This is a genomic window from Variovorax sp. EL159 (genome assembly GCF_900100965.1).
In the GTDB taxonomy this organism is placed as follows: Bacteria; Pseudomonadota; Gammaproteobacteria; order Burkholderiales; family Burkholderiaceae_C; genus Variovorax.
The window spans coordinates 547,126-573,235 of the sequence record NZ_FMUJ01000004.1 but is presented as its reverse complement, the minus strand read 5'-3'; the positions used below and the strand labels follow the sequence as shown (position 1 = coordinate 573,235).

Genomic DNA, 26,110 nt, shown 5'->3' with positions numbered 1-26,110 from the left:
ACCGATGACACCCGAAGAACGCCTGGCCTCGTTGGGCTTGACCCTCCCCGCGCCGCTGCCCCCACGAGCCAACTACATTGCCTACCGGCGTGTAGGGGACCTGATTTTTCTTGCAGGCCACGGCCCCCGATTGCCCGACAACACGTACCGAGTGGGCAGGATCAGCTCCGCAGATCAGATTGCCGGCGCCTATGCAGATGCCCAACTGACTGGGTTGAACATGCTCGCAACCTTGAAGGAAGCATTGGGTGAATTGCATCGGGTGCGTGCGGTCGTCAAGCTCCTCGGCATGGTCAATGCAGAGCCGACCTTTACCGAGCATTTCAAGGTCATCGACGGCTGTTCCGCGCTGCTCGTCGACGTGTTCGGAGAGGCAGGCCGGCACGCCCGATCCGCTGTGGGAATGGGGTCGCTTCCCAATGGCATGACTGTGGAAGTAGAGGCTATCGTCCAGGTTTCCTGAGTCGGGCCAGCCGCAGCAGCGGCCATCCGTTGTATCGAATCCCGTGACCGCTGCGATGCGGCGATCGCGGAGAACTTGTTCGTCCAGAAGATTCATCGACCGATAAAAGGGACGATGGCCGCTGTGCTTTTTTATGGCGGCGCAACCATCGTTTTTTCTCGTGAATCCAGCGAAATTAATCGATTGATTCGAACCATACCGCTGCCTAAAGTTCTCCGAATCAAGCAGATGAGGAAAAGCGAATGTTGGTCGATATCCGTACCTATACGGTCTTCCCAGGGTTGCTCAAGGCATATCTCGAGGTCTATGAATCGCATGGCCTCCCAGTGCAGCGTCGTCATGTAGGCGATCCGCTCGGCTACTTCATCTCCGAAGTAGGCGAGCTCAATCAAGTAGTCCATCTCTGGGGCTACAAGGACGCCGCGGACAGGCAAAGCAGGCGTGCCGCCATGGAAAAAGATCCAGATTGGATCGAATACAAAAAGAAGACGGCCGCTGGGAAATACATCCAGCGGCAAGAGAACCAGCTGGTCGTCTCGGCGCCTTGGTCGAAGCTTTGAAGTCCTGTTCCACAGCCAGTTTCATCCATCGTAGGACAGCATGAGCACAAATCTTCTCACCACCCAAGCGCGTGGGGTCTACCCAATCGCCGTCACTCCTTTCTCGGACGACGGAGCGGTTGATTTCGCAAGCCTCGACCGCCTGACGGATCACCTCATCTCCTGCGGTGTTCCGGGTGTGACCTATCTCGGTGTACTCGGTGAAGCGACAAAGCTCTCCGCACAGGAAAGCATGCAGATTCTGAGGCGTGCACTCGGTCGAATTGATGGGCAAGCACAAGTCATCGTTGGAGCGAGCCATGTCGGCTTCGACAACCTGAGAGAGTTTGTGCACGAGGCAATGAATGCCGGCGCCTCCGGGATCATGCTTCCACCCGCCGGCGGATTGAGGACCGACGATCAAGTGGCGAACTTCTTCCAGGGCCTCATCAAAAGCATTGGCGATGACGTTCCCATCGTCTTGCAGGACTACCCGCAGAACTCCGGTGTTTACCTTTCCGCGAGCCTTCTCGACAAGCTGCTCAAGGAGCATCGGAGCATCAAGGTCGTCAAGCACGAAGAAGGGTCCGCGCTCAAGAAGGTCTCTGCGCTGAGAGCCCAAGAGGCCGCAGGCGGGCGAGATCGCGTGAGCATCCTGGTCGGTAACAGCGGTATCCACCTGCCGCAAGAGCTGCACCGCGGGGTCGATGGTGCCAATACGGGCGTGGCGTTCCCCGAGATGTTGATAGAGGTTTGTCGTCGATTCTTCGATGGGCAATCCGAATCGGCAGAGGACTTGTATGACTTGTTGTTGCCTCTGATTCGCCACGAGCAGCAGCCCGGCATCGGTTTGGCGATACGCAAGGAAATCTTTCGTCGTCGTGGGCTCATCGCGACCGCGCGCGTGCGTGCCCCCGGCCCGGCCCTGGACGCAAATGATCATAAAGAGCTCGGCCAGATGCTCGCGAGATTCCAGAAAAAGCTCGCAAGCAATGGAGAAGACCGCTTGATCAGAGCGTACCCAATCGCCCAATAAATTCTATTTCTAACGGAGACATGTATGAAAAGACTGATTTTTGCAATCCTCGGCCTGACCATCGGAATGTCGTCTGCCTGGGCTGACGGACTCTCGGATGTCAAATCGCGCGGCGTACTGATATGCGGTGTTCTCGGTGATCTTGTTCCTCTCGGATATGAGGATCCGAAAACCCGCAGTCTTGTAGGTCTGGATGTAGACATCTGTGGTGCGATCGCCCAGGACCTGGGTGTGAAGCTCGAGTTGAAGGCTGTGTCCGTCGATGCACGCATTCCGTCGCTTGTGACCGGACACGTGGATGTGATGACCGCTTCGCTGGCCTACACGGTTCCCCGAGCGAAGCAAATCGACTTCTCGTCCGCCTACATGTCTGTTCCGGTCTCAGTTCTGGTCAAGAAGGATTCCGGCATCAAGAGCTTCGCCGACCTGGCTGGCAAGAAGGTCAGCGCCAATCGCGGGTCGACATCCGAAGTCTTCGCGCGCCAGAAGCTGAAGAGCACAGAGGTGATAGCGCTCGACAATGGCCCTGCCTCATACCTCGCGCTCATGCAGGACAAGGTACAAGGAATGTCGATGGTCAAGAGCGCGGGCATCGGCTTTCACAATCGCTCCAACGGCCAGACCGAGTTCCTGGACGAGGCGCTGTTTTGGGAGTACGACTGCATTGGCGTACGCAAGGGAGAGCCGGCGCTGCTTTCAGCTGTGAACGTCGCCCTGGACAAGCTTGAGAGTTCCGGGCGCCTGCAGACGATCTGGGACCGCTGGTACGGCCCCACCACGGAATACAAGCTCACACGGGACAAGAAGGTGACCGCTGTGACCGAATTCCAGCAGTGATCCCTACGCAACCGGATCCTCGGAGGCGTCGACCATGAACCTTCAATCCTTCTCGGTGCTCGCCGAGCCCGATGTCCAGTTGCTATTCCTTCGCGGGTTCGCCACGACGCTGCAACTGTTCATCGTCTCTGCAATTGCCGCGTACGCACTGGGTGCCGTGCTCGTCGTGCTGCGGATGTCGGGGCGCATTCCATCGACATTGGTTGGCGCTTTCGTCGAGTACCACCGCAACGTTCCCAGCATCGTGCAGATCTTCGTCTGGTACTTTGGCGTCCCCGAGATCTTGCCTGCCTCTTGGCACGCCTGGACAAATGCGCATCTAAGCGCCTTCTTCTTCGCCGTCGTCGCACTCTCGCTGAACGCGGCGGCGTACATCTCCGAGGATCTGCGCAGTGGCATCCGAGCGGTGTCCTCCGGGCAAGCCGAAGCTGCCCGCGCGTTGGGCATGGGATTTTTCAAGGCGATGCGGCTGGTGGTTGTGCCCCAGGCTGTTCGAGGGGCGGCTCCCGCTCTGGTCAGCCAGTCGTTGAGCTTGTTGAAAACAACGAGCCTGGCGTTGGTGATCGGTGTCAACGACTTGATGTACGTGGCGCGCCAACTGGATGGCGAGACGTACGCGACCTTTCCCTCCTACCTGACCCCGACAGTCATCTACCTGGCCTGCACCCTGACGCTGATGGGGATCGGTAGCTGGTTGGAGAAATCAACCCACGCCGGACGCTGAAGGAAGCACACGTGATCGAAATACTTTCGCAATATGGCCAGTTGCTCCTCGTGGGGCAGTACCCCGATGGCCCTCTGGGCGGATTGGCGTTGACGCTTGCGATGTCGCTGGCCGCGCTGTTGCTCGCATTTCCGGTCGCAGTGATCGTTGCACTCGCACGCAGCAGTCCGATCCCTGCCGTCCGTCGGGTGGCTTCGGTCTACGTAACCGCCGTTCGTGGGCTCCCACTGTTGCTGATCATCTTCTGGTCGTATTTCATGCTGCCACTCCTGACGGGAGTGAAGGCATCGGCCACGGTGACAGTGATCTGTGCACTGGTGATCTACGAGGGCGCCTATCTTGGCGAAGCGATTCGTGCGGCACTGGGCGCTCTCCCCAAGGGGCAGACCGAGGCGGCCCGATCGTTGGGGATGAGCTATGCAATGACGCTCTTGAAGGTGATCCTTCCTCAAGCCTTGTTCAACTGCTTGCCGAGCATGATGAACCAGTTCGTGCTGATCGTGAAGAACACGTCCCTGGCACACATCATCGGTGCGCACGAGGTGACCTTCTCCGCGAACAGTATCAATGCACAACTTCTGACCCGTCCATTCGAGGTCTATTTCATTCTCGCCGCCATCTACTTCGTCCTCTGCTACTCCCTGAGTCGAATCTCGCGCCTTCTGGAGCGCAGGGTGTTGCGCAAGCGAATGGGTCAGGCAGCTACCCCAATTCCCACGAACCCCTCGCTCGCAGGTATCTCGTCATGATCGAATTCTCCGAAGTCAACAAGTGGTACGGTGAGCACCATGTTCTCAAGAACGTGAACGAGCGTGTCAGCCGTGGTGAAGTGGTGGTGATCTGCGGGCCATCTGGGTCCGGCAAATCGACATTGATTCGCACGGTCAATCGCCTGGAACCCATCGACAAGGGACGGATTGTTGTTGGGGAAGTCAATGTCAACGCCAGCGCAACGTCGGTGAACAAGCTTCGTAGCGGGATCGGCTTTGTCTTCCAGCAGTTCAATCTCTTTCCGCACCTCAGCGCAAGAGACAACGTCGCGCTGGCCCCCATCAGTGTCCTTGGTATTCCGAAGAAAGAGGCTCACGAGCGGGCCATGCAGTTGCTCGACAAGGTCGGGTTGAAACACAAGGCTGGCGCCTTCCCAGGGCAGCTTTCGGGCGGACAACAGCAACGGGTGGCGATTGCGCGGGCATTGGCGATGAACCCTCCCGTCATGTTGTTCGATGAGCCGACTAGCGCTCTTGATCCGGAGATGGTTGGTGAAGTGCTTCAGGTGATGAAGCAGCTGGCGAACGATGGCATGACGATGATGTGCGTGACGCACGAGATGGGCTTCGCGCGGGACGTCGCGGATCGTGTCTGGTTCATCGCCGATGGTGAAGTCCTGGAACGGGCATCACCCTCGGAATTCTTTGCGTCGCCCGTTCATCCTCGTGCGCAGAAGTTCGTTGCGGACATCCGCGCGCACTGAGATCCCGAATGCAACCAGATCTCGGCGTATGGCGTTCAAAGTAGCGCGCGTACTGGCTTCCCTGGCGCTCCAGCTGAAGACGGAGGTCGAGGAAGATGCCAATCAGAAGCTGATCAGGCAGTGTCTCCTCGACGCTGCCGCGGCCGCGGTGGCCGGGTGCGATTCCAGCGCCGCCCGCATGGCAACGCAGTTTGCTGCGGAAGCCCTCGGGCCCGGAAGCGTGCGGGCGTGGTTTGGAGGCATGGTGGGTCTGAACACCCTTGGCGCCGCCTTCGTGAACTCGAGCGCAATGTCCGCTCTGGACGTCGACGACGGAAATCGATCCGCGCGTGGCCATCTGGGTGCAGCCGTGATCCCGGCGGCCGCGGCCTACGGCGCACGGGCTGGCGTTTCATCCGCGACGTTTACGCATGCAGTTCTGGCCGGATGCGAGATTGGCGCCCGGCTCGGTGCGGCGGAGACTCCGCCTTTCTCCGCATCCGGACGGTGGGCAGGGGTTGGTGCAGCCGTTGCCACAGGGGTGTGTCTTGGATTGGATGAGGCGATGCTCGAGAACGCCATCTCGCTCGCCGTGCATAGTGCCCCTATGCTGGGCCCGGCCGGATCGCGAATGCAGATGACTGGCCACATCAAGGAAGGCGTGCCCTTCGGCTTGCTATCTGGGGTGACCTCTGCGCTACTGGCCGCGCAGGGCTACCGCGGCGATCCGGACGCCATCGAAAGTACCGGCATCTATGACGTTCTTCAGCTCGAGCTTGCTCCGTTCGGCACGCTTGTCTTTGGCAGGACCTACTTCAAGCAATACACGTGCTGCCGCCTTGCGCACGCACCGATCGATGCTGCCGTGACCATTGCCCAGCGCGAAGGGATCGCCACGGAGCATATTGATCAGATCACGATTCGTACTTTCCGGACGGCGATTGAACTGCCGAATGAGGCAAGGCCGACTTCGTTTGAGTCTGCTCAGTTCAGTCTGCCTTTTGCCGTTGCTGCAGCGCTCGTACGGGGCAAGGAGGCTTTGCTTCCTCTTGAAAGTTTCGTACTCGATGACCCTCAGGTGATCGGCTTGGCAGAACGCGTTGAGCTCGAACACGATCCGGACTTGGACCACCTCTATCCATTCGCAACGCCAACCTGCGTTCTGATCCGAACGCGTGACGGGCAGTCGTACCAGGAGCAAAGAGATACCGCCGATGGAGATCCGAGCCGCTCGTTCACGGATTCTCAGTTGCTGAGAAAACTTGAGGTCCTGGCGCGCGGAAAAGTCGCCCGCGAACGTGTGATCGCGATTGGCCTTCTGTTGAGGCAAGAAGTGCCGAGCCCGAGTGCTTACGCAAGTGCTCTTGAGGGCGTAGCGTCGCACATTGAGGCGCTTACTCCTGTGCTCGTGCGCTGAGCCAACTCACGCATGGACTCGAAGCCGTTGGCGTCAAGAAATATCTCACAAATGACTGGTGATACGACCTTCTCCATCTGGCAGCTCGACGCTTTCACTGGTGTATCGTTTCGAGGAAATCCTGCCGCGGTAGTTGCGATTGATGGCGCATGGCCATCGGATGATTTGTTGCAAGCGATCGCAGCCGAGAACAACCTTTCGGAAACGGCTTTCTTTCGCCTCGCGGAATACCCAGTCCCTTTGCGCTGGTTCACTCCGAACGTAGAAGTGCCTCTATGCGGGCATGCGACGCTGGCGACGATTGCCGTGATGCATAAGGCTCTGGGCCTGGTTAGCGACGGCGCGGTGGTTGAGCTGGCTACCGCCAGCGGCTCTCTTCATGTCAGTGTCAACGCGGACGACTATGTGCTCGATCTGCCGGCCCGACCAATCACTTCGACGTCAATATCCAAGGCACAGTTGGAGGCCGTACTGCAGACGAACATCCAGGAAGTCTGGGAGAGCGTTGATCGCTACGTATGCGTGCTCGAAGACGAGGCGGCGGTTTCGGCAGTCAAGCCGGACCTGATGGCTGTCATGAGGCTTCCACTCCCGGGGCTCATCGTGACCGCAGCCGGCAGTGATTGCGATTTTGTCTCCCGATACTTTGCGCCGGCAAAAGGCGTCCCGGAGGACCCGGTCACCGGGACCTCCCATTGCACTCTTGCTCCTTTTTGGGGGCGTCGTCTTGGCAAGGCCGATTTGGATGCCCGGCAGCTCTCGCACAGAGGTGGGCAGGTGGCCTGCTTTGTTCGAGCGGATCGCGTACGTCTTTCGGGATCCTGCAAGCTCTATCTGACGGGATCGATTGTCGTACCTGCCGTGATGCCGGCCGAGGCTTGAGGGCGATTGGAAATCTTCAGAGCGCCTTGGAAGAAAGGCAATGTCACAGATGCCAATTCTTCGCGCAAGCTGCGAAGGGCAATGACTAGACTCCTCAGAATCGACTGATCTGAGCGCGTACTTCTCCAGGGCCTCATTCATCGGCCGAGACGCATCGCAGGTACCGCATGAGACTAGACGATGAGCAATAGCCATCCGGGGAAACCTCCTTCCATTCGGCACCTTCGAGCCTTCGTGACGGTGGCTGAGCACCGCAGCCTCACACAAGCAGCGGAACTCCTGTTCGTCACCCAGTCAGCGCTCAGCTTGACGATCCAGCATCTGGAGCAGCATCTGGGGCTGAAGATGTTTGACCGGTCAACGCGACGGCTTGAACTGACCGGTGCAGCTGAAGAATTCCTTCCCACGGCTCGTCGCCTGCTGCACGACTTCGATTCCTCGATCAAGGAGATGCGAGCATTGGGAAAGCGAGAGCGAGGAAAACTCGGTGTCGGAGCCGTTCCATCGGTAATGGCCTTGCTCCTGTCGGAGGCATCGGCGGCCTTTATCGAGAGGTGCCCTGGCGTCGATCTGTATCTTCGCGAAGACAATTCGGAGGCCGTTGAGCAACGCATCTTGAGCGGCGACGTCGATTTCGGTATTTGCAGCCCATGGGAGCCCAACGGACAATTGGATTTCAAGCCCTTGTTTGAGGATACCTATGGGGTGGTGATGGCGCCCGACCACCCGCTGGCGCAGCGTTCCGGCGCGGTCCAGTGGGAAGAGTTGCATCACTACCGGATTGTTGGATTCAGTCCGGATCTTGGAATGCAGCATCAGCTGACACAGACCGGTGTCCTGAGCGCAGAGATCAGAGATCCGCGATACCGAGTTTCCAACACCTCAACGATAGCGACACTGTTGAGCCGCTGTGCTGGAGTTTGCGCAATGTCTGCACTCGCTGCACGACGGGCGCCGTTGGATTGCTTAAGTTTTCGGTTGCTCGAGGAGCCCATACTGTTTCGTACGGTAGGCGTTCTTACGCGATCGGGTCGATCTCTTTCTCCTGCGGCCATTGCAATGATGGAGGAAGTGCATCGAACTCTGCCATCACTGGAGCGGTTCAATGGGGTTCGAGTTTGCGCTGACAAAGAAAGTCCTGAGGTGACCATGCGGATGGTCGCCAATGGGTAGGCATCGCGATCTGCGGTGAAGCTCTGAATTCGAAAGAACCGACTATGACCATCAAGTTGCACAACCCCACCGACATCGCGCCACCGTTCTCCTGCTATAGCCACGGCGCTTCGGCACCCGCCGGCGCGCGCTGGCTTCACATTTCAGGCCAAGTGGGCGTCACACCTGGCGGCGTTGTTCCAAGTGATCCTCAGGACCAGATCAAGCTGGCGTGGGACAACCTGCTCGCGGTACTGGCAGATGCAGGAATGGAAGTGACCGACTTGGTCAAGGTCGACGGATTTATTACGCGACCCGACCTCGTGCCCCTCTACCGCAAGGAGCGCGAACGTCGATTCGCAGGTCATGCCGCCGCGACAACCATGGTCATCGTCGCTGGGCTCGCGGAGGACAACCTGCTTGTCGAGATTCAGGCGGTCGCGGCGCGCTGAGTCGCGCGCTATGCAGACGGCCCGTTGTCGTTGTCCATGTCGACCACCGCCTTCCATCGTTGCGCAATGAGCTTCCAGACAACGACATATTTTCCTTCGAACGCCACGGAGCGACCGTCCTTCTTCATGGTGATCCGATAGCGGCCGATGTCGTAGGCCATGTCGCCAGCTTTTGAAATGTGGATCGTGGGAGAGTAGTGAGCAACAAACTCCTCGCGTTGAAGGTAACTTTCCCAGATCTCGCGCAATGCTTGTTTGCCTGAGAAAGCAGGTTTTCCCGGGGGCATGTAGGTCGCGTCCTCGGCATATATGTCGAGGATCGCCTCGAGGTCGCCATCGCGAATCGCCTGCATCCACGCCTGATAGCGCTCCATGATCGCATCGATGGCGGGTCTGTTCTGTTGCATTGCTAGATCTTCCTTCTCGGACTCATTCCCAAGCCCGGGTCTTTCTGCAAGTGGCCGAGTAGATCCGCCATGAGTCAGATCGCCTTGAAGACGAATTTATCGTCGCGACGCACCACATGCCCGATCCCAGGAAAGTCCAGGTGTGCTCCCGCTATGAGGTAGTTCGGCCGAGCAGCCAGCTCCATGAGTACCTGTCGAGCGCCACGCGCTCTGGCTTGGTCGTCATCGAACTCCCACGCAATTTCCGGGTACTCGAATTGAATTGAGGGAACATGAACAATGTCTCCCCACACCAGCAGGTGCCCAGCGCTGCTCACCACGTCATAGGCTGTGTGCCCTGCCGAGTGCCCCGCCGCCTTGACCGTCGTAATCCTCTCGCTGATGGCAAATTTGTCGTCGATTGGCGTAACGCGATCCTTCAACTGCGCGAGTCGACCGGTGAACGCCGACATCTCTTCTTTCGGAACAAAGATCTGGACGGCTCGCGAAAAGGCCTCTGAGCCGTCTGGCGCGATGAGTCCATTCACATGGTCCTCATGCGTATGGGTCAGCGCAACATGCGTGACGTCTTTCCTGTCGATACCTGCCTCTTGCAGGCCCTCGAGCAAAGCGCCCATGGTGGGATGCCAACTGTTGGAGGCGCCGGTATCGATCAGGACACGCCGCTTGCCCTCAATGATCAGGTAGGCGTTCACAGACAGTCGCAGCTGACCGCCCACGAGAGGGATGTTGGCAGGCAGTGTGTCGAAAGTGTCTCCGGATTTCTGCCGCAACCTTGTCGGCGGCATGTCTACATACCCATCCCTCAGGGCGATGATCTTCAGATCCCCAAACTCAAACGATGCGTGGTGACGACCACTTGCAATCGGTCTCATGATTCCTCCTGTTGGGAGCGCCGCGAGGTAGCTCGGTATAGCGGCAGCGACCATCGCAGCAGTCAGAACACCGAGCGCGTTCCTGCGCCGAAACTTGTGCATCCTCAGCTACTCCACTTTCCCGATGCGCCTGACAGCCTCAGTCATCACGCTCGCATCCTTGTCCCAGTAGGCCTGAAACTGCGGTGCGTCCAGATACGCGACTGGACTACCAGACCGCTCAACGGTCTGCTGTAGCGCGGGATCGGAAGCAATCTTGCGCGATGCCTCGCGCAGGCGCAGCACCACCGCGTCAGATGCTCCCGCGGGTACGAACAACGCTGACCACTGTGCAAACTGCGCGGAGGGGTAGCCAAGTTCAGCAAGGCTCGGTACACCCGGCAACGACTGCACGGGGTGCTCGCCCCAATGCGCCAAGGCGCGCAGCTTGCCGGACTTGATGTGCTGCACCACTGTTGAGGGGCCCGTCGCGAGCGCATCAACTTGCTCGCTGAGCAACGCCACCACCGCAGGCCCGGCCCCGGTGAAGGGAATGTGGGTCATACGGAAATGCGCTGCCGACTTCAGCATCTCCATCGGAACGTGCATCGTCCCGTAGTTTCCCGAACTGCCGTAGTTGTACTTGGCCGGATTCTTCCGCACGTCCTCGACGAACTCCGCGAGCGTCTTCCATGGTGCGTCGACACGCACGACAAGCACGGTTGGATCGGCCGTGAAGCGCGCAATGGGCTTGAGCTGATTGAGTTGGTAGGCAGGCTTGCGATCCAGGATCTTGTCGGCCTCAGGCAGGATCGAGATCGAGGACAGGCTGAACAACACGGTGTGGCCGTCGGGTTGCGCGCGCGCTGCTATGCCAATGCCTAGCGCCCCGCCAGCACCCGCCCTGTTCTCGATCACGACGGGTTGCTTGAGTTCTCGAGAGAGGGCCTCTGCCACCGGTCGAGCTACCGTGTCGGCGACCCCGCCCGGCGGGAATGGCACGATCATGGTGATGGGTCTGTCCGGATAGCCTCCTTGGGCAACTGCGAGACCAGGGCCAAGCGAGGAGAGAATGGCTACGAAGCCGGCAACGAGGAAGCTGCGCATGGTTTGTCTCCTGGGTATGCGTTCTTTTCCTGCGGCGGTGATATCAATCCACCGGCACTTGCTTACGCCACCGGGTTGCGCAGCACCCCAATCGGCTGGATCTCGACTTCGACCACATCGCCAGGCTTCAGAAACCTCGGTGGCGTGAAGCCAATACCCACGCCGGCACATGTACCCGTGGCGATCAGATCGCCCGGCTCCAGTGTCATGGTGCGGCTGATGTCTGCAATCAGCGTCGGAATGTCGAAGATCAGCTCGGATACGCCGGCGTCTTGACGCAGTTCTCCGTTGACACGCGTGCTCAGGCGGAGTGCTGTAGGGTCCGGGATCTCGTCAGCCGTGACAAGCGTGGGACCCATCGGACAGAAGCCGTCGATGCTCTTTCCGACGAACCACTGACGGTGCGATTGCTGGAGAGTGCGAGCGGTGACATCATTGACGATCGTGTAGCCGTAGACGTGCTGCATTGCATCTGCCTTGGCAATGCCACGCCCGCCCAGACCAATCACAACGGCAAGTTCTCCCTCGTAATCTGTCGAGCTGGTGTAGTCGAGGTATGAGGGAATCTCTGCCCCCTGTCCGATCACCGTGCTCGGAGCTTTGGTAAAGATCACTGGTCGCTCTGGCACGACCTCCTTCGCAGAGGAATCGAAGCCGCTGGCGTTGAACTCCTTTGCGTGCTCGCGATAGTTCTTGCCAACACAAAAAATATTGCGCGCGGGGCGGTTGATCGGCGCAACCAGTTCCACGCTTTCAATGGGCGTCCACGCAGCTTCACAGCGCGCCGCGACGGCCAGGCTCTGGCTCGCGCCGCGTATGAAGGCGAGCATGTCGCCTGGTTGCTCGGGCACGATGGAGCTCAAGTCCTGAACTGCATGGCCATCAGCATCGAGGCGGCCGATACAAGTTTTCCTGTTTTTGATAAATGTGACCAATTTCATGATTGGTATTAAAATAAAAGGGAATTAGGACCAAAGAAATGTAAATTAATCGGAAGACACGAGCAACCAATATCTAAATTGGTCGCAAATAACAAGAATTGGTCATGATGCGCACCCGAACCCAATCCCGCGAAGCTGCCGATCGCATGCGACAACTCATCCTCGAACGCCTGAACAGCAGCGAGTCAGGCCTCTGAGAGCGGCTCCCGACCGAACGAGAGTGGGTAGAGCAACTAGACATGTCGCGCAGCGCCGTGCGGAAGGTGCTTGCCGAACTGAAAGCGCAAGGGCTGATCGAACGCACGGTCGGCAGCGGCACGGTCATCACTCACGCATTCGCTGGCCGTTCGGAGATCCAGGCCGAAGAGGTCAGCCCATCCGACGTGATGCAAGCCCGACTGCTCTTCGAGGTAGCGATGGTTGATCTCATCGTGCACAACGCCACGACCCGCGACTTCGATACGATGGAGGCCCACCTCGATGCCTCCGAAAGCGCACACAGCGCCGCCGAATTCGAAGCCGGAGACGAGGGCTTCCACCGTACGCTCGCGCATTCCACCCGCAATCCGCTCGTCTGCGAGATGTACGAGTTGATTGGCCGCGCGCGAGGCAGTCAACTGTGGGGCAAGCTTAAGCAGCGTAGTCTCACCCCCGAGAATCGCCTGCGCTACCAACGCGACCATCGCGAGATCCTTGAGGCGCTACGCCGCCGCGACCTGGAGCGCGCTCGTGAGCTCACACAGCAGCACCTTCTGCGCATCCAGGCAAACCTTCTGGAAGGGCATCGCCATGTCCCGCGTTAGCCTCACGCCGCCGACCGAGCGAATGTCTCGTCGAGCGCGGCCTTGATGTCGGCAAGCAGATCGGCCGGATCTTCCAGGCCGACCGACAACCGCAGGTGACCGTATTCACGGAATACATCCGGATAGCATTCCGAACCGCCTCGCCCATCCTTGCCGACGTGCACGATCAGAGTTTCGTCATGACCAAGCGACACCGCCGAGGTAATGAGCCGCAGATTCGCCACGAAACGATTCTGCGCGTCAGGATCCCCCTTGACGGCGAATGCCATGACGGCACCGTGCCCCATGCTTCCAAACTGGCGCAACGAGAGCTCGTGCTGAGGATGGGAGGGAAGGCCCGGGAACATCACGAAAGCCACTCTTGAATCGCCCTCAAGGAATTCGGCGATCTTCTGGGCCGAGGAAAGCTGCCTCGGCAAGCGCAAAGGCAGCGTCACGGAGCCGCGCATGATGAGCCATGCATTGAATGGCGAGAGCGAGCCACCGACGTCGACGAGCGCGTCGGCCTTTAGCCGATGGATCAGATCGGCCCGCCCAATGACCGCCCCCCCCATCGCGTCGCCGTGTCCGTTGATGTACTTCGTCAGCGCGTGCACAACGAGGTCCGCACCGTGCTCTATGCCGCGAAACATCGGTGGTGGTGTAAAGGTGGCATCGATCGACAGCATGGCGCCACCCTCGCGCGCGATCCCGGCAAGTGCTCGCACATCCGCCACCTTCGTCGTCGGATTTGCAATGGTTTCAGCGTGGATCAGCTTCGTGTTCGGGCGCATGGCAGCGCGAACCGCAGCCAGGTCACTGATGTCCACGAAGGTCGCTTCAATAGCGTACCGCTGCGGTAGCAACTCACTGAAGAGGCGCCAGACCGCTTCATAGGTCACGTCGCTCACGACCACATGGTCGCCACTCTTGAGGAAAGTGAAGAAGATGGCGTGCAATGCAGCAACGCCTGTGCAGAAAGCAGCAGCCGCCTCACCATGCTCCATCGCCGCCAGCTTGCGTTCCAAGCCAATTTGGTTGTGGCCCGAGCAGCGTGTGTAGAACAGCGTTTGAGTGTCTGACCAATCGAGAGAAGATGGGTCATCAGGCAACTTGTAAGAATTCGACATGACGATCGGCGTTCGGATCGCACCTGTCGTCGCGTCAACTACATTCCCCGCATGCACTGCTTGGCTGTCGAATGACAGGCTCAATGGTTGCTTCTTGTCGGGCCGCTGCTGAATGGTGTTCGTTGTCATGTATCTCCTCGCATGAGAATCTGGGACTGAGTGTTCCAGCTTGGTTGCTTGTTCGATGGCGTTGCCGCCTTCGGTTCGTCAGCTCTATCGCTCCGTTTTCCTGATGCAAACCACTTTCGGTTGAGTCATCTCCTCGTACGCAAACCGGACACCTTCACGGCCAAGGCTTCCATACTTTCCTCCCCCGAATGGCATACCATCGAATCGATAGTCCGAAGAGTCATTGATCATGATTCCGCCAGCTTCCAGTTGATTGGCCGCCTTGAGAGCAGCCTGCAGGTCGTTCGTGAAGATCCCAGCATGGAGGCTGTACTCGGGGCTGTTGGCAAGCGCGAGGGCCTCATCCAGTGTCTCCACGCGCTGAAGAACGACCACCGGGCTGAATGCTTCCTGCGTCCATAGATCGCAATCGAAGCTGACGTTCTCAAGCACCGTCGGGAAGTACACCGAACCTTTCTGTGTGTTGCCGCAGAGCAGATTTGCACCCAGGCGAATCGCAGCATCCACAGTGCTCCTCGCTCGCGTCGCCGCCTGAGCTGAAATCATTGGCCCGACGTCCGTGTCCGGCTGGGCCGGATCTCCCGCCTTCAGTGCCACGGTGGCCGCGACGAAGCGCCTCTTGAACTCGTCATAGATGGACGCTTGAATCAGGATGCGCTGTGTGCTGACGCAGTTCTGGCCCGCAGCCCAGAAGGCGCCGGACACACATGCTGCAACAGCATCGCCCAAGTCACAATCGTTCAAGACAATGACCGGCGCATTTCCGCCCAGATCCATCGCGAGCTTCTTGAGGCCGGCGGATCGAGCGATCTTTTCCCCGGTAGTAAACCCGCCGGTAAAAGAGATCATCCTCACGTCCCTGGCCGACACCAGTGCTTCGCCCAGCGCGGCTCCGCCTGTCGCGATCGACACAGCATTCGATGGCAATCCGGCCGTGACGAGATAGTCGACGAGCCTGATGGCGGAGAGAGGAGCGAGCTCCGACGGCTTCAGGACCACGGCATTGCCGCCGGCGATTGCCGGCCCCAGCTTGTGCGCGACCAGGTTCAGCGGGTCGTTGTACGGTGTGATGGCCACAATGATCCCCAGCGGCTCTCGAGTGAACCATCCTTGCCGGTTTTCCGACCCCGCGTACGCGTCAAACGGCACGACCTCTCCTGCGTTACGGCGTGCCTCGTCGGCAGACAGCTTCAGTGTGTTCACGCAACGCAGTACCTCCTTTCGGGCCTGCTTGATCGTCTTCCCGGCTTCCGCGACGATAAGCTGCGCGAACGTTTCCCCGTCGCGTTCAATCAGCGAAGCACAGCTCTCGAGAATGCGCGCCCGCTCGTACCGAGACAGGCTGCGGCAAATGCGCGCCCCTTCTTTCGCGGCGTCAACGAGCCGCCGGGTATCTTCGGGCGACAGGTTCGCGACGGTTCCCACTTCGACTCCATCGAAGGGATTGGTCACCGAGATGAAATCGGTTGCGTCAGCAGGCAACAAAAGAGCCCCCATGTCGAAGTTCTGTCTCATCGCGTCGTCCCCTTATTCCTCACAATGTTGGAAAGCAGCTGGTGCCGCCCCATCCAGATGGGGACCGCGATTTGGCCGCTAGAGCGAAAGCGAGCCTTCCAGACAGGTGATGCAGGCCCCTCCGACGCGTACTTGCCCGTCCGCGCTGATGTGCACTTCCACGCGTCCGTCCCGACCGACCAGCCGCCCTTGGGTCGCCTGGTAGCTGCTCCCGGCGGGTGGCAGCAACCCACGCGCCCACTGGAAGGCGGCGACGCTCCCGTTCCCGCTCCCACAGACGGGGTCTTCGTTCACGCCGCAAGACGGCGCGAAGGTGCGCACCTCGATGTCAGCGTCTCCATGCTGATGCGCGCCGAACACCGTGAGGCCTGTGACACCAAGGCGGCGCTCGAACTCCGCCAACCTTGCGAGATCAGGATGCAAACCGAGCACGGCGGCCGCATCACGCAACCGTGCGACAACCCAGATGGGGCCGACATTCACGACACCTGGTGCGGTCCCCGCATCCAGCTTGCAGCCCAGAATTGTTTCCAGCACCTCTGTGTCTTCTGCGGTGAGCGAATTGATCGTCGCCGTCGGCAAGCTGAATGCAAGCTGGCGGCCATCACTCCGCTCCTCGACAGTCACCTCAACCAAGCCCATGCCGCATTCCTGAATCAATCGTCCCTCTTGTCTGGCGGTGACGAACCCACTTTCCAGGACAGCGTGTGCGCTGCCGAGCGTCGGGTGGCCTGCAAAGGGCAGCTCGCTGCGCGGCGTGAAGATCCGTAGCCGATAGTCGGCACCGGCCACCGTAGGCGGCAGCACGAACGTGGTTTCGGATAGGTTGGTCCAGTTCGCGATGGCCTGCATCTGGTCAGTTTTCAGATCCTGCACATCCAGCACCACTGCAACCGGATTGCCGAGAAGCGGTCGACGAGTAAAGACATCAACCACCTTGTAGCCATGGGTTCGCTTCATGTTCATCTCCAACACGTCATCCGAGTCAACAGTTGTTCTGGTCGGCGCTTTCCGAAAGGCGTTGTGCATCACGGAAAGTCATGAGCTGCCAGCTATCCCTTGCGAGCAACCACGCCATCGATCTCGGTTTCCGTAAACCCGTACTTGGCCACCAGCTTGCGGTGACCGGCGGACCCGAGGTACGCACGAAGCTGATCGTTCACGGCTTGCAGGAGCGCGTGATTGCCCTTGCTGAAGGAGAAAGCACCGACGGGCGAATTCGCCGCCTTGCCTGCTTCATGCGCGACGGCCTCCAGCTCACTGTGCTTGCTTGCCGTGTCCCGGTTTCCAATGGCGGTTGCAGCAAACGCGTCGATCTTTCCTGCAAGCAGGGCCGCCACCGCTTCTGGCTGGTCCTTGAACGCCACGAGCTGGCTGTCGGCCACGCCGGCCGACTTCGCTGCATTGATCTGAATCTGGCCGGGAATCACACCCAACCGTGCATCGCTGCGTGCCGCCAGTGCTGCGTAGCTCGTCAACGCCTTCGAATTTCCCCGGTGGACCAGAAAGCCGTCACCGAGCGTCCAGACCGGCAGGCTGAATGCAACGCGCTCCGCACGTTCGGGTGTCACGAATATCGGAACATTCATGTCCCAGCGACCGACCTGCACGCCGGGTAGAAACTCTTCGAATGTGGTCAGGTGATGTTCGATGGACGTGGCGCCGACCGCCCTCAACACGACATCGGCCAACTCAATGTCCGCACCAGTCGCGCGATGATCCGATCCGGTCCAGTAGAAGGGCGGTTCATCAATGTATGCAATACGTACTTTCATAAGATCCTCTTGATGTATGTGGGAGCCGGTCTTTCAAGCAACGGCCTCTTGAATCGTGCAGCGCTGCGAGCCAAGCCCGTCAATGCCACACACGATGACGTCACCATCTTTCAGATAGTCGGGCAGCGGCTTGTTGAAAGCAACGCCATGGGGCGTTCCCGTCAGGAGAACATCCCCTGGAAGCAGGGTCATGAACTCGCTCAGGTGGGCGATGATCTGGTTGACAGAGAAGAGCAACTTGCCGGTCCGACTGTCCTGTCTGATCTCGTCGTTCTTCTTCAGCCAAATCTTTAGATCCAAGGACTCGGGAAGCTCTTCTGGTGTCACAAGCCAGGGTCCGAGTGGCGCAAAGGTGTCCGCGCTCTTGGCCTTGCTCCACTGCCCACCTCGCTCGAACTGCCATCCCCGGTCTGTCACATCGTTGGCGACAGCGAAGCCGGCGATGTACGAGGCAGAGTCTTCAAGGCGGACATTCCGAGCCGTGCTGCCGATGACCACCGCAAGCTCGACCTCCCAGTCAACGGCGTTGGCCGTCCTCGGAACAACGATAGGGTCGAATGGCCCACTCAACGCCGTTGGAGATTTGAAGAAGACCAGAGGCTCCGCAGGAACCTCAAACCCGGTCTCCGCAGCATGGTCAGCGTAGTTCAATCCGACACAGACGATCTTTCCCGTCACGCCAATGGGGCAGCCCAGGCGAGCACCCTCTGGCGCGACTGGCAACCGGGAAAAGTCGAGCCGCGAGATCTGGCTCAGGGACTCCGCATTCAGGGCCTTTCCAGACCAATCGTCAACCAAGGCGCTGGCGTCTCGTACCACACCAGCCGAGTCGAGAATTCCCGGTCGCTCTTTGCCCTGTGGCCCAAATCGCACCAACTTCATCGTTGTACCCGATCAAATAGTCACTGCGTCCAGGACGTCAGAAAGTGCGGAGAGCGCAGAGCCAAGGCGATCCGGCGGTAGATAGCCAAAACCGAGCCGGAAGACGCGGTTGCTCTCGCCGAACCATGCGCCGGAAGCGAGTTGAAGGTCATGCTCCGGCAGCAGATCCCAGAATCGGGAGACTGCCGTTTCGTCCAATGCGTCTGCGCGCATGCGCAGACAACACAACGCCCCTGCATTCGGCCGTACCCATTCAATACGCCGGCTCTCGGCGTCGCACCACGTTGCCAGTTCCTTGAGGGCACCGGCAAGCATCTGACGCCGCGGGGCGAGTACCTGCTCCCTGTTGCGCAGCAGGACGCCTGCGAGCGCCTCGTCCAGCACAGCCCCAGAAATCACGGTATTCATCTTGGCGATGGTCAGACGAGCCCGAAGATCGGCGTCCATCACAGTGAGCCAACCCGTGCGCAGCCCCGGAGCGCCCAGCGCCTTGGATACCGATGCGCCCGTGACGACGCGCGGATCGATCCCCGCCAGGCTTTCCATGGCCACCTCACTACCATAGGTGGCCTCACGATAGGTTTCATCGACAAAGAGCAACGCTTCGGGTGATCGCCTCTCCATCAAGCCAAGCAGGCGTTCGATGTCCGCTCGAGAGGTTTGCACGCCGCTTGGATTCTGCGGTGACGCAATACTGACCAACTTGGTCTTCGGCGACAGGCTAGCCTCAATCCGATCAAGATCCAGCCGAAAGCCGTTCTCGAACGACAACTTGACTTCGCGCACACTCACCCCCGCACCAAGCAGGCAGTCACGACTCGGCGGAAAGCACGGTGTCGCGAGGACGGCTTCATCACCAGGGCGGCACACTTCAAAAGCAAGAAGAAAGAGGCCGAGCGCAGTGCCTTGCGTCGTGATGATCTGCTCGGCGGGAACTTTGCAAACAGCCGCGATGGCCTCGCGAAGTTCAACCGCACCGGCAGATTTGCCATAGCCCAATTTCAACTTCCTGATACTCGAGAGATCGGCCAGATCGAGAAGCTCGCCAACCGTCAAATCTTGAGACGTACTTTCCGCCAGATTGAGCGGTCGATTCACGTCGAGCAGCGAGATGATCTCGCTGTAAGGGAATCGCCCACGCCACTCGGAGGTGCTGGCTCCTTCCGTGTCTGACTGCCGCTTTTCGTTAAACCTGCCCTGGGGAGTTTTCATGTCATGTCCTTGCACTTTTGGTTGTACCGATACGGTTTGAGCGCTGCATCTATCCGATGTAGCCCCATGCTTGGATGCGACGATCGAAATGCAGCACAGCCCGATCTAACTTGTGGGCAGGCCATTGCGGAAGGCCTCTACCATTCGGATCACCGTTTGCGGCAAAGGCAGCGATCGCGCTTCGATACAACCTGCTGAGCCCCTTGACTTCCTCCAGATCCGCTCCACGAAGCATTGGGGACGTCTTCCAGGCGTCGATGTTTCCGAACAGGAACGGAAGGTCTATACAGTGACAGGCGCCCAGCGCCGAGTTCGGCGACTGCCAGTCGAAGGAATAGATGAATGCATTCCGACCGAGATGCGATTGCGTGGCTGCGAGGTCCAGGCTCTTTCTGATGAAGAAGTCGTCTGTGTTGAGCTCATTCAAGATTGCGCGAGATGTCGCGGGAACGCGCTGAGACCGGAGCTTCGTGAGCGCTGCCTCGCCGTCGACTCCCAGTCTGATGTCAAACATCTGCCGGAGCTCGTCGTCCGACATTTCATCGAGCGCTGTATTGGTGATGGTGAACGCAGCGCCTTCTTCCCGGGTCACCCCTATCATGACGTCGCACCACTTCGCGCTTCCCATTGCAATGGAGTCGGCTGGCTGATTGGGAAGAATTCCATCGTCCAGGATGGGCATGAACAACGGAGTGATGTCTCCCTTGATTTCCGGCGGCTTGCTGGCTAAGGTTCGCAGTCCTTCGAACATCAGCGCGAGCGGCATCGAGCGGAGCTTTTGCAGATTCTTAGAGTCAAGTCCAAGAACCTGCAAGACCTTCTCCGCGGTCGGCCGCGCCTGATCCACGGTGGGGCACATCAGGCCCACAGGGGCACTCATCATGATCGCTCGCTTGAAGAGCTGCGATCCTTGATCGGTTCCGAGGTGCGCGGCGATGCTGAAGGCGCCCGCGGACTGGCCAATCACGGTGATCCGCTCGGGATCTCCACCGAAAGAACTGATCGCTTCCTTGATCCAGCGAAGAGCGGCGAGCTGATCGTGAAGGGCAAGATTTAGTCCTCCGAAGTCTGGCTGAGGCCAGAAGCCGAGGATGCCCAACCGGTAGGAAATGTTTACAACGACCAGGCCGTTCTCTTTCGCAAGAACACTTCCGTCGTAACAAGGCAGCGATCCGCCTCCCGTCATGAACGCGCCGCCGTGGATAAACACCAGCACTGGCGCAAGGTCACCTGGCTTGTGCGTCGTCCAGATATCCAGGTGCAAACAGTCTTCGCTCTGTTCGGCCTCGTAGGCGCCCATAACCGCATCGAGACGTGAGGCCAGTTGAGGCGGTATGGGACCGGGCTCCGTCGCTGCACGCACCCCTTGCCAGCGAGGAGCGGTACCCGGCATTTCAAAACGCCTATCGCCGACGGGAGCCGCGCTGTAAGGCACTCTGCGAAAAGAAGCCACCCCATCCGCACATAGCCCACGCAGATGGCCGAATGGTGTTTTCAATTCCAGATGTTCTGTACCAGGCATATGCATCTCCGTCGTATCGAGTTTCGAAAGAACAGGCGAAGGCCAAAGGACCCCACACATTGCGCCATGGCTGCGCGCGACTTTCTCGTTCCATTGCCATGCAGGGTAAAGTGTTCGGACCAACCAGAACAGCCACAGTCACCAGTCATTTGAACCATCACAGTTCCTCTTGATGCGATACCGCTGGCGGAGTGACAATTGCCGCGGCCTTTCCAGGAGAACCCCATGGATACACATACTCCCAATCGCTATGAGCAACTGGCACAGCTGTTCTCTGGGATGATCGAAAATGGCGAGCTCACGCCTGGCGCACGTATGCCATCTGTGCGCAGCGTCAGCCAGCGGCATCGCATCAGTACATCCACGGCACTGCAGGCGTACCGCCTTCTCGAAGAACAAGGCGTCTTGACCGTACGTCCTCAGTCAGGGTTCTACGTTGCAACTCCACGGCACGGCAGGCTTTCGTTGCCATTGATCGGACGCGCATCGCCGGACACGCAAGCGCCTCACCGCTACGAACAGTTGGCCGAGCTCATTGAGCACATGGTGGCTAATGGTGCACTTGCATCAGGAACGCGTCTGCCGTCCGTTCGAGCGGTTAGCGAACAGCACCACCTCAGTGTTTCTACGGTGCTTCAGGCATACCGTCTCCTAGAAAACCGGGGAGTCCTTGTCGCACGCCCTCAGTCGGGTTTCTATGTCGCCCCGGCGCGGCGGAGCGCACTTGCGCTGCCATCAACCTCACGACCACCCACGAAACCTTCCACGGTTTCCATCAGCGGGGCCGTTGCCGCGTTGCTCGAGCATGCATCGAACTCGGCGTTCGTGCCACTCGGCTGCGCGGTTCCCGATTCCGAACTTCTCCAATCGAAACGGCTGGACTTCGCTCTCGCGCGTGCCGCGCGTGACCACGGCTCACAATACAACGTATATGGCACACCACGCGGTGAGGCGAGCCTGCGTCGTGAGATCGCTAAGCGGGCCCTTCGTTTCGACCACGCGCTCTCGCCAGACGACCTTTTCATCACGAATGGGTGCACCGAGGCGCTGATGCTCGCACTCATGGCTGTCTCGAAGCGCGGCGATACGATAGCAATCGAAGCTCCCACCTATTTCGGCGTCCTGCATACCCTGGAAGTACTTGGCTTGAAGGCGCTGGAGCTGCCTACCCATCCAACGCACGGCGTCAACATTGCCGCGCTCGCCCGCGTGCTGGATACCGGGCCAGTTGCAGCTTGCGTGTTGTCGTCCACTTTCAACAATCCGCTCGGCTCGGCCATGGTCGAGGCAGACAAGCGGGCACTCCTCGCGCTGCTTGCTCGGCGCGCCGTGCCGCTGATCGAAGACGACGTCTACGGAGACATCCACTTTGGCCGCGAGCGGCCGAAGCCATTCATTGCGCTCGATGGCGGCGCCAATACCATCTACTGCAGCTCATTCTCGAAGACTCTGGCGCCGGGCTATCGCGTCGGCTGGATCGCACCAGGCGCCTACACACAGCGGGTAATGGAGCGCAAGCTCGCGTTCAGCCTGTGCAATCCCATCCTGCCTCAGATCGCGATCACGGATTTTTTGGCCAATGGCGCCTACGACGCGCACTTGCGCCGCCTGCGCCGTCTCCTTGAAGAGAACATCTCGCGCATGACGCGCGCAATCGAGGAGAGTTTTCCCTCGGACACGAAGGTAAGCCGGCCGGCGGGCGGCTTCATGATCTGGGTGGAGCTGCCGAGACGGTTCGATTCGCGCGCACTGTTCGATGCAGCACTGGAGCAAGGTATCTGCTTTGCGCCGGGTGATGTTTTTTCCGCCAGCCGACGCTTTCGCAACTGCCTGCGGTTGAGCGCTGGTTCTGAGTGGAGCGATCGGATCGAAGACGGTGTTCGACGTCTCGGCCTGCTCTCACGGAACTTGATCGCTGGCTCCACAAGCCTGGCCTGATTGGTCGGGCTGTCGCCTTTTGCTACTTGCCTATGGAGTCGCCGCGCGGATCCGATCCCAGATGCCGCTGCAGAAGTGGCGTTGATCAAGGTCTGCGGCACTCCTGAGCTGACCAACGCCTGGACTGAAGATCTGTGCGACGGGGAAGGCATCGAATGAAGGCAACGAGTTGCCGTTCGGATCGAGATTGGTCACAAAGTTTCCCCAGTACCGCCGCATGGACAGAGCCAGTTGCTGCTGGTCCGTGTTGAGGGCCGCTCCCAGGTCGTAGAGGTAGCTCAACTCAGCGGTGTGTTGAGAACCGAGCGGAAACCCCACCGTGTTGCCTGCTTGTGGCGCTGCCGGGTCATCCAGCTCGAATGCATAGACCTGGACGAAACGAGCAAGGGCCGAGTTCGCCGCGCGTGCAGGACAAGCGACGATCGCGTCGCCCCACAGCTGAGATATGGCCATGTCGGCGCTTGGCGCATTGTTCAAGAAAGTGTTCTTGAAATTCGCCGCTGGATAGGTAGTCGCCAGCAAGCTCAGGAAGTCTGATGTGATGGCTGCGGGATTCATGATGCGCAGGTAGGCGGCATCCACTGTGTCCGGCGTGGGACTTGCCATCACCTTCCCGATGATCTGCGAATAGGTGCACGTTGCGGGAGCTCCGGCAGTGCCGCAATAGCCGTTCGGGTTCTGCAAATCGTAATTGGCCGGTCCGCCTGCGGCTAGCATCTGCGCGGGTGTGGGCAGCGGCGCAAGCAGGCGCGAGAGGAAGAAGCGTCCCTCGCTGGCAGTGATGCCTTGCATCACCGGGACCTTGATGAACTGGCCCGTTTCGAACGCCGCTTTCGGTGCAATGGGTACGAGCTTTGTACTGTGTACGGGACCGAGGTTGTAGCGGCCAAACACCCGGCCTTGAGAGGCGAGCACCTGTGCCACGGTCTTTGAGCGCAGGCAGGATGCGGAATCGCAGCCGAGATCCGACTCGAAGGCCGCACCCAGGGTCGCCTGGCGCGACGACGCGCTTTGCGATGTGTAGTAGAAGAACGACCCGCTTTCGACAATCGCGGCTCTGAACAGGTTCTGAGCTGTATTGGTGGATGTGAGCGTCGCAAGCACACTGATCCCGCCTGCGGACTCTCCGGAGAACGTCACCTTTGCGGGGTCGCCACCAAAGCCTGCGATGTTGTCCTTGACCCACCGCAGCGCGAACTGCTGGTCCATCAGTCCGTAGTTCCCTGCGTCCCCGACGGCTTCAAACTCATTGGCAACAGACGCTGCCAGCTTGCTGTTGCTAAGCCAGCCCAGCGCGCCAAGCCGATAGTTGAGCGTGACCACGATCATGTTGTTGTCGGCAGCCAGGCTCGTTGCGGGATAGAGTTGGCCGCTTCCGGAGACAAACCCGCCGCCATGGCTGAATACAAGAACAGGAAGCTGGGCGTCGACCTTCGTGTGGGGCGGGACATAGACGTTCAAGAACAAGCAGTCCTCGGCCTCGTTGGGAGCGCCGACCGAGGGGCAGTTGGCGCCAAATGTGCTGGCAACCTTGGTGTCAATTGCCGCGACCGGCGCCTGGGGAGGGTTCCAGCGGGGGGCGGTTGCATAACGGATTCCTCTGAACTCAGTTCCGCGTCCCAAGGGCGAATCTATTCCCTGGAACACACCAGAAGATGTCGCTACGGGTCGCGAGCTGAAGGCAGAGGCAGGTATCGCATTGCCGCCATTTCCACCACCTCCGCCTCCGCCTCCGCCTCCGCCTCCGCAAGAGGACACGAGAGCCGCCAGGGCGAGTCCGAACATCGGGGCTACTACGCGCCCAAGAAATAGAAGGCGTCGCTGATTCTTCAATTTTGTCTCCGGTATGTTGCTCACACCTCGGCCTGTTGCGCGGGCCGTTCAGGCGCCGCATGGACTGCGGCTGAACCGGATGTTAGGAAGTACGTCTACCACCCGTAAGGGCACGGGTGGAATGCAGCGTTGCTGCGTCGGAACGATGGAACGCTAGTCCGGTCCTCTATCGAGCAAGGCCGTTCCGTCAACGAGCGCGTCGATGAACTTCCGGCCCGCCAGCGTGAGGGAGCGGCGCGAAGGGTAGAGCACATAGATGCCGACCTGGAGTGGCAGCCAATCAGGCGCGACCAAGTTCAGTTCGCCGCGATCAATATCTTCCTTGCACATGGCGTAGGGCAACTGCGCCACGCCGACGCCCTTGAGCGCGGCCTCACGCACCAGCAACAAGTTGTCCGTGGTGAATCGCACGTCAACCTCGATCGCATGCTGTCCGTGTTCGCGATGCCGCAAGGACCAGAGTGCCGGACTGGGAAAGAAAGTCCAACCGATTGCGGGGAAGCATGGGAACTCCGTGGGCCCACCAGGCACCGCTGGAACGGCGTGCTGTAGATGCGGCGCGGCGACCACTACATAGCGCACATCGATGAGACGGCGGGCGACCATGCTGGAATCGCGCAGAGGTCGGATGCTGGGCTGAATTGCGATGTCCGCAGGTTCACTGAAGGGTTGTCCGCGGCCATCGGTGGACTCGATCGAGACACGCACTCCTGGATGGCGGGCCATGAACTCTATTGCGATTCGTCCCACGACCGTGGACGCGAGCGCCAATGGGCACGAAACACGCAGGGTACCTGAAGGTACACCGTGCGACTCGCGCGCAGCCGCAACCGTCTCCTGCAACCTTGTGCGCGTGGCAACGGCATCGTCATAGGTGCGCCGGCCTGTTGCAGTCACTTCAAATCTACGCGACGTACGCACCAGCAGACTTACACCGAGGTGCTTCTCGAGCGCCGCAACCGATCGACTCAGGCTCGAAGGGGGCAGGCCGAAGCGGCTACCCGCTGCGTTGAAGCCGCCGGCGTCGACGACTGCAACAAACGCCATGAGTTCCTCGAACAGATGCGGCAGATCGTCCATGAGGCTTACATCATCCGAATGATGGCGTGCAGTGCAGCACACCGGTAG

The 26,110-nt window shown here is 59.6% G+C and carries 26 protein-coding genes and 1 pseudogene; 14 read left to right on the top strand and 13 right to left on the bottom strand.

All coding sequences use genetic code 11. The annotated features are described in order from the left end of the window. Window positions 1-4 precede the first annotated feature (4 nt). The 11 genes from BLQ28_RS19785 to BLQ28_RS19735 all read left to right on the top strand — a co-directional run bounded on the left by BLQ28_RS19785 (window position 5) and on the right by BLQ28_RS19735 (window position 8,955). Window positions 5-463, top strand: coding sequence for a RidA family protein (locus BLQ28_RS19785; protein WP_093242924.1), 459 nt, complete (start codon window positions 5-7; stop codon window positions 461-463). A gap of 242 nt (window positions 464-705) precedes the next feature. Then, a complete protein-coding gene (locus BLQ28_RS19780; RefSeq protein WP_093242922.1) occupies window positions 706-1,023 on the top strand; it encodes an NIPSNAP family protein in 318 nt (105 codons plus the stop codon). A 40-nt stretch (window positions 1,024-1,063) separates the two neighbouring features. Then, window positions 1,064-2,038 carry a dihydrodipicolinate synthase family protein gene (locus tag BLQ28_RS19775; RefSeq protein WP_093242919.1) on the top strand — a complete coding sequence of 325 codons (975 nt, stop codon included), beginning with the start codon at window positions 1,064-1,066 and terminating at the stop codon, window positions 2,036-2,038. 24 nt (window positions 2,039-2,062) lie between these two features. Further along, complete coding sequence (locus BLQ28_RS19770) at window positions 2,063-2,875, top strand: transporter substrate-binding domain-containing protein (protein ID WP_093242917.1); 813 nt, start codon at window positions 2,063-2,065, stop codon at window positions 2,873-2,875. 34 nt (window positions 2,876-2,909) lie between these two features. Continuing rightward, complete coding sequence (locus tag BLQ28_RS19765; protein WP_093242915.1) at window positions 2,910-3,599, top strand: amino acid ABC transporter permease; 690 nt, start codon at window positions 2,910-2,912, stop codon at window positions 3,597-3,599. Between the two features lie 11 nt (window positions 3,600-3,610). After that, complete coding sequence (locus BLQ28_RS19760; protein WP_093242913.1) at window positions 3,611-4,348, top strand: amino acid ABC transporter permease; 738 nt, start codon at window positions 3,611-3,613, stop codon at window positions 4,346-4,348. Beyond that, window positions 4,345-5,073: an amino acid ABC transporter ATP-binding protein gene (locus tag BLQ28_RS19755; RefSeq protein WP_093242911.1), complete on the top strand. Its 729-nt coding sequence runs from the start codon at window positions 4,345-4,347 to the stop codon at window positions 5,071-5,073. The genes BLQ28_RS19760 and BLQ28_RS19755 overlap by 4 nt, the downstream gene beginning before the upstream one ends. A gap of 28 nt (window positions 5,074-5,101) precedes the next feature. Further along, complete coding sequence (locus tag BLQ28_RS19750; RefSeq protein ID WP_176801169.1) at window positions 5,102-6,469, top strand: MmgE/PrpD family protein; 1,368 nt, start codon at window positions 5,102-5,104, stop codon at window positions 6,467-6,469. 51 nt (window positions 6,470-6,520) lie between these two features. Then, a complete protein-coding gene (locus tag BLQ28_RS19745) occupies window positions 6,521-7,351 on the top strand; it encodes a PhzF family phenazine biosynthesis protein (protein ID WP_093242907.1) in 831 nt (276 codons plus the stop codon). A 180-nt stretch (window positions 7,352-7,531) separates the two neighbouring features. Then, the gene (locus BLQ28_RS19740) at window positions 7,532-8,524 is read left to right on the top strand and encodes a LysR family transcriptional regulator (protein WP_093242905.1); all 993 of its coding nucleotides are present in this window, start codon (window positions 7,532-7,534) and stop codon (window positions 8,522-8,524) included. A gap of 44 nt (window positions 8,525-8,568) precedes the next feature. Then, on the top strand, window positions 8,569-8,955 hold the full coding sequence (locus tag BLQ28_RS19735) for a RidA family protein (RefSeq protein WP_093242903.1): 387 nt from the start codon (window positions 8,569-8,571) through the stop codon (window positions 8,953-8,955). A gap of 8 nt (window positions 8,956-8,963) precedes the next feature. On the opposite strand, the gene BLQ28_RS19730 is transcribed toward BLQ28_RS19735, so the two are convergent. From BLQ28_RS19730 to BLQ28_RS19715, 4 genes are all read right to left on the bottom strand, one after another. Next, a complete protein-coding gene (locus tag BLQ28_RS19730) occupies window positions 8,964-9,362 on the bottom strand; it encodes a YybH family protein (RefSeq protein WP_093242901.1) in 399 nt (132 codons plus the stop codon). A gap of 74 nt (window positions 9,363-9,436) precedes the next feature. Continuing rightward, window positions 9,437-10,237 carry an MBL fold metallo-hydrolase gene (locus tag BLQ28_RS19725; RefSeq protein ID WP_093243457.1) on the bottom strand — a complete coding sequence of 267 codons (801 nt, stop codon included), beginning with the start codon at window positions 10,235-10,237 and terminating at the stop codon, window positions 9,437-9,439. A gap of 108 nt (window positions 10,238-10,345) precedes the next feature. Continuing rightward, window positions 10,346-11,323 (bottom strand): tripartite tricarboxylate transporter substrate binding protein, encoded by a 978-nt coding sequence (locus BLQ28_RS19720; protein WP_093242899.1) that lies wholly within the window; start codon window positions 11,321-11,323, stop codon window positions 10,346-10,348. 62 nt (window positions 11,324-11,385) lie between these two features. Then, entirely contained in the window at window positions 11,386-12,264 is an 879-nt protein-coding gene (locus BLQ28_RS19715) for a fumarylacetoacetate hydrolase family protein (RefSeq protein ID WP_093242897.1), read from the bottom strand. 209 nt (window positions 12,265-12,473) lie between these two features. On the opposite strand from BLQ28_RS19715, the pseudogene BLQ28_RS33320 reads away from it, so the two are divergent. Further along, window positions 12,474-12,578: pseudogene (locus tag BLQ28_RS33320) on the top strand (GntR family transcriptional regulator); the annotation flags it as partial. A gap of 72 nt (window positions 12,579-12,650) precedes the next feature. Next, a complete protein-coding gene (locus tag BLQ28_RS19710; protein WP_256327395.1) occupies window positions 12,651-13,067 on the top strand; it encodes a FadR/GntR family transcriptional regulator in 417 nt (138 codons plus the stop codon). 2 nt (window positions 13,068-13,069) lie between these two features. On the opposite strand, the gene BLQ28_RS19705 is transcribed toward BLQ28_RS19710, so the two are convergent. From BLQ28_RS19705 to BLQ28_RS19675, 7 genes are all read right to left on the bottom strand, one after another. Beyond that, entirely contained in the window at window positions 13,070-14,305 is a 1,236-nt protein-coding gene (locus BLQ28_RS19705; protein WP_093242893.1) for a trans-sulfuration enzyme family protein, read from the bottom strand. Between the two features lie 84 nt (window positions 14,306-14,389). Then, entirely contained in the window at window positions 14,390-15,820 is a 1,431-nt protein-coding gene (locus BLQ28_RS19700) for an aldehyde dehydrogenase family protein (RefSeq protein WP_256327372.1), read from the bottom strand. 78 nt (window positions 15,821-15,898) lie between these two features. Beyond that, window positions 15,899-16,849: a PhzF family phenazine biosynthesis protein gene (locus tag BLQ28_RS19695; protein WP_256327371.1), complete on the bottom strand. Its 951-nt coding sequence runs from the start codon at window positions 16,847-16,849 to the stop codon at window positions 15,899-15,901. Between the two features lie 23 nt (window positions 16,850-16,872). Next, window positions 16,873-17,595, bottom strand: a complete 723-nt coding sequence (locus BLQ28_RS19690; RefSeq protein ID WP_093242891.1) for a transporter substrate-binding domain-containing protein — start codon at window positions 17,593-17,595, stop codon at window positions 16,873-16,875. 33 nt (window positions 17,596-17,628) lie between these two features. Then, window positions 17,629-18,477 carry a fumarylacetoacetate hydrolase family protein gene (locus BLQ28_RS19685; RefSeq protein WP_093242889.1) on the bottom strand — a complete coding sequence of 283 codons (849 nt, stop codon included), beginning with the start codon at window positions 18,475-18,477 and terminating at the stop codon, window positions 17,629-17,631. 12 nt (window positions 18,478-18,489) lie between these two features. After that, the gene (locus tag BLQ28_RS19680; protein WP_093242887.1) at window positions 18,490-19,689 is read right to left on the bottom strand and encodes a pyridoxal phosphate-dependent aminotransferase; all 1,200 of its coding nucleotides are present in this window, start codon (window positions 19,687-19,689) and stop codon (window positions 18,490-18,492) included. Between the two features lie 49 nt (window positions 19,690-19,738). Further along, on the bottom strand, window positions 19,739-21,211 hold the full coding sequence (locus BLQ28_RS19675) for a carboxylesterase/lipase family protein (protein WP_093243452.1): 1,473 nt from the start codon (window positions 21,209-21,211) through the stop codon (window positions 19,739-19,741). A gap of 225 nt (window positions 21,212-21,436) precedes the next feature. Here BLQ28_RS19675 and BLQ28_RS19670 point away from each other — a divergent pair, with 225 nt between their 5' ends. Next, window positions 21,437-23,149, top strand: coding sequence for an aminotransferase class I/II-fold pyridoxal phosphate-dependent enzyme (locus BLQ28_RS19670; RefSeq protein ID WP_093242885.1), 1,713 nt, complete (start codon window positions 21,437-21,439; stop codon window positions 23,147-23,149). Window positions 23,150-23,179: 30 nt separating this feature from the next. On the opposite strand, the gene BLQ28_RS19665 is transcribed toward BLQ28_RS19670, so the two are convergent. Together BLQ28_RS19665 and BLQ28_RS19660 are read right to left on the bottom strand one after the other, a co-directional pair. Next, a complete protein-coding gene (locus BLQ28_RS19665) occupies window positions 23,180-24,934 on the bottom strand; it encodes a carboxylesterase family protein (protein ID WP_093242883.1) in 1,755 nt (584 codons plus the stop codon). Between the two features lie 201 nt (window positions 24,935-25,135). Then, on the bottom strand, window positions 25,136-26,062 hold the full coding sequence (locus BLQ28_RS19660; protein WP_093242881.1) for a LysR substrate-binding domain-containing protein: 927 nt from the start codon (window positions 26,060-26,062) through the stop codon (window positions 25,136-25,138). Window positions 26,063-26,110: the final 48 nt, after the last annotated feature.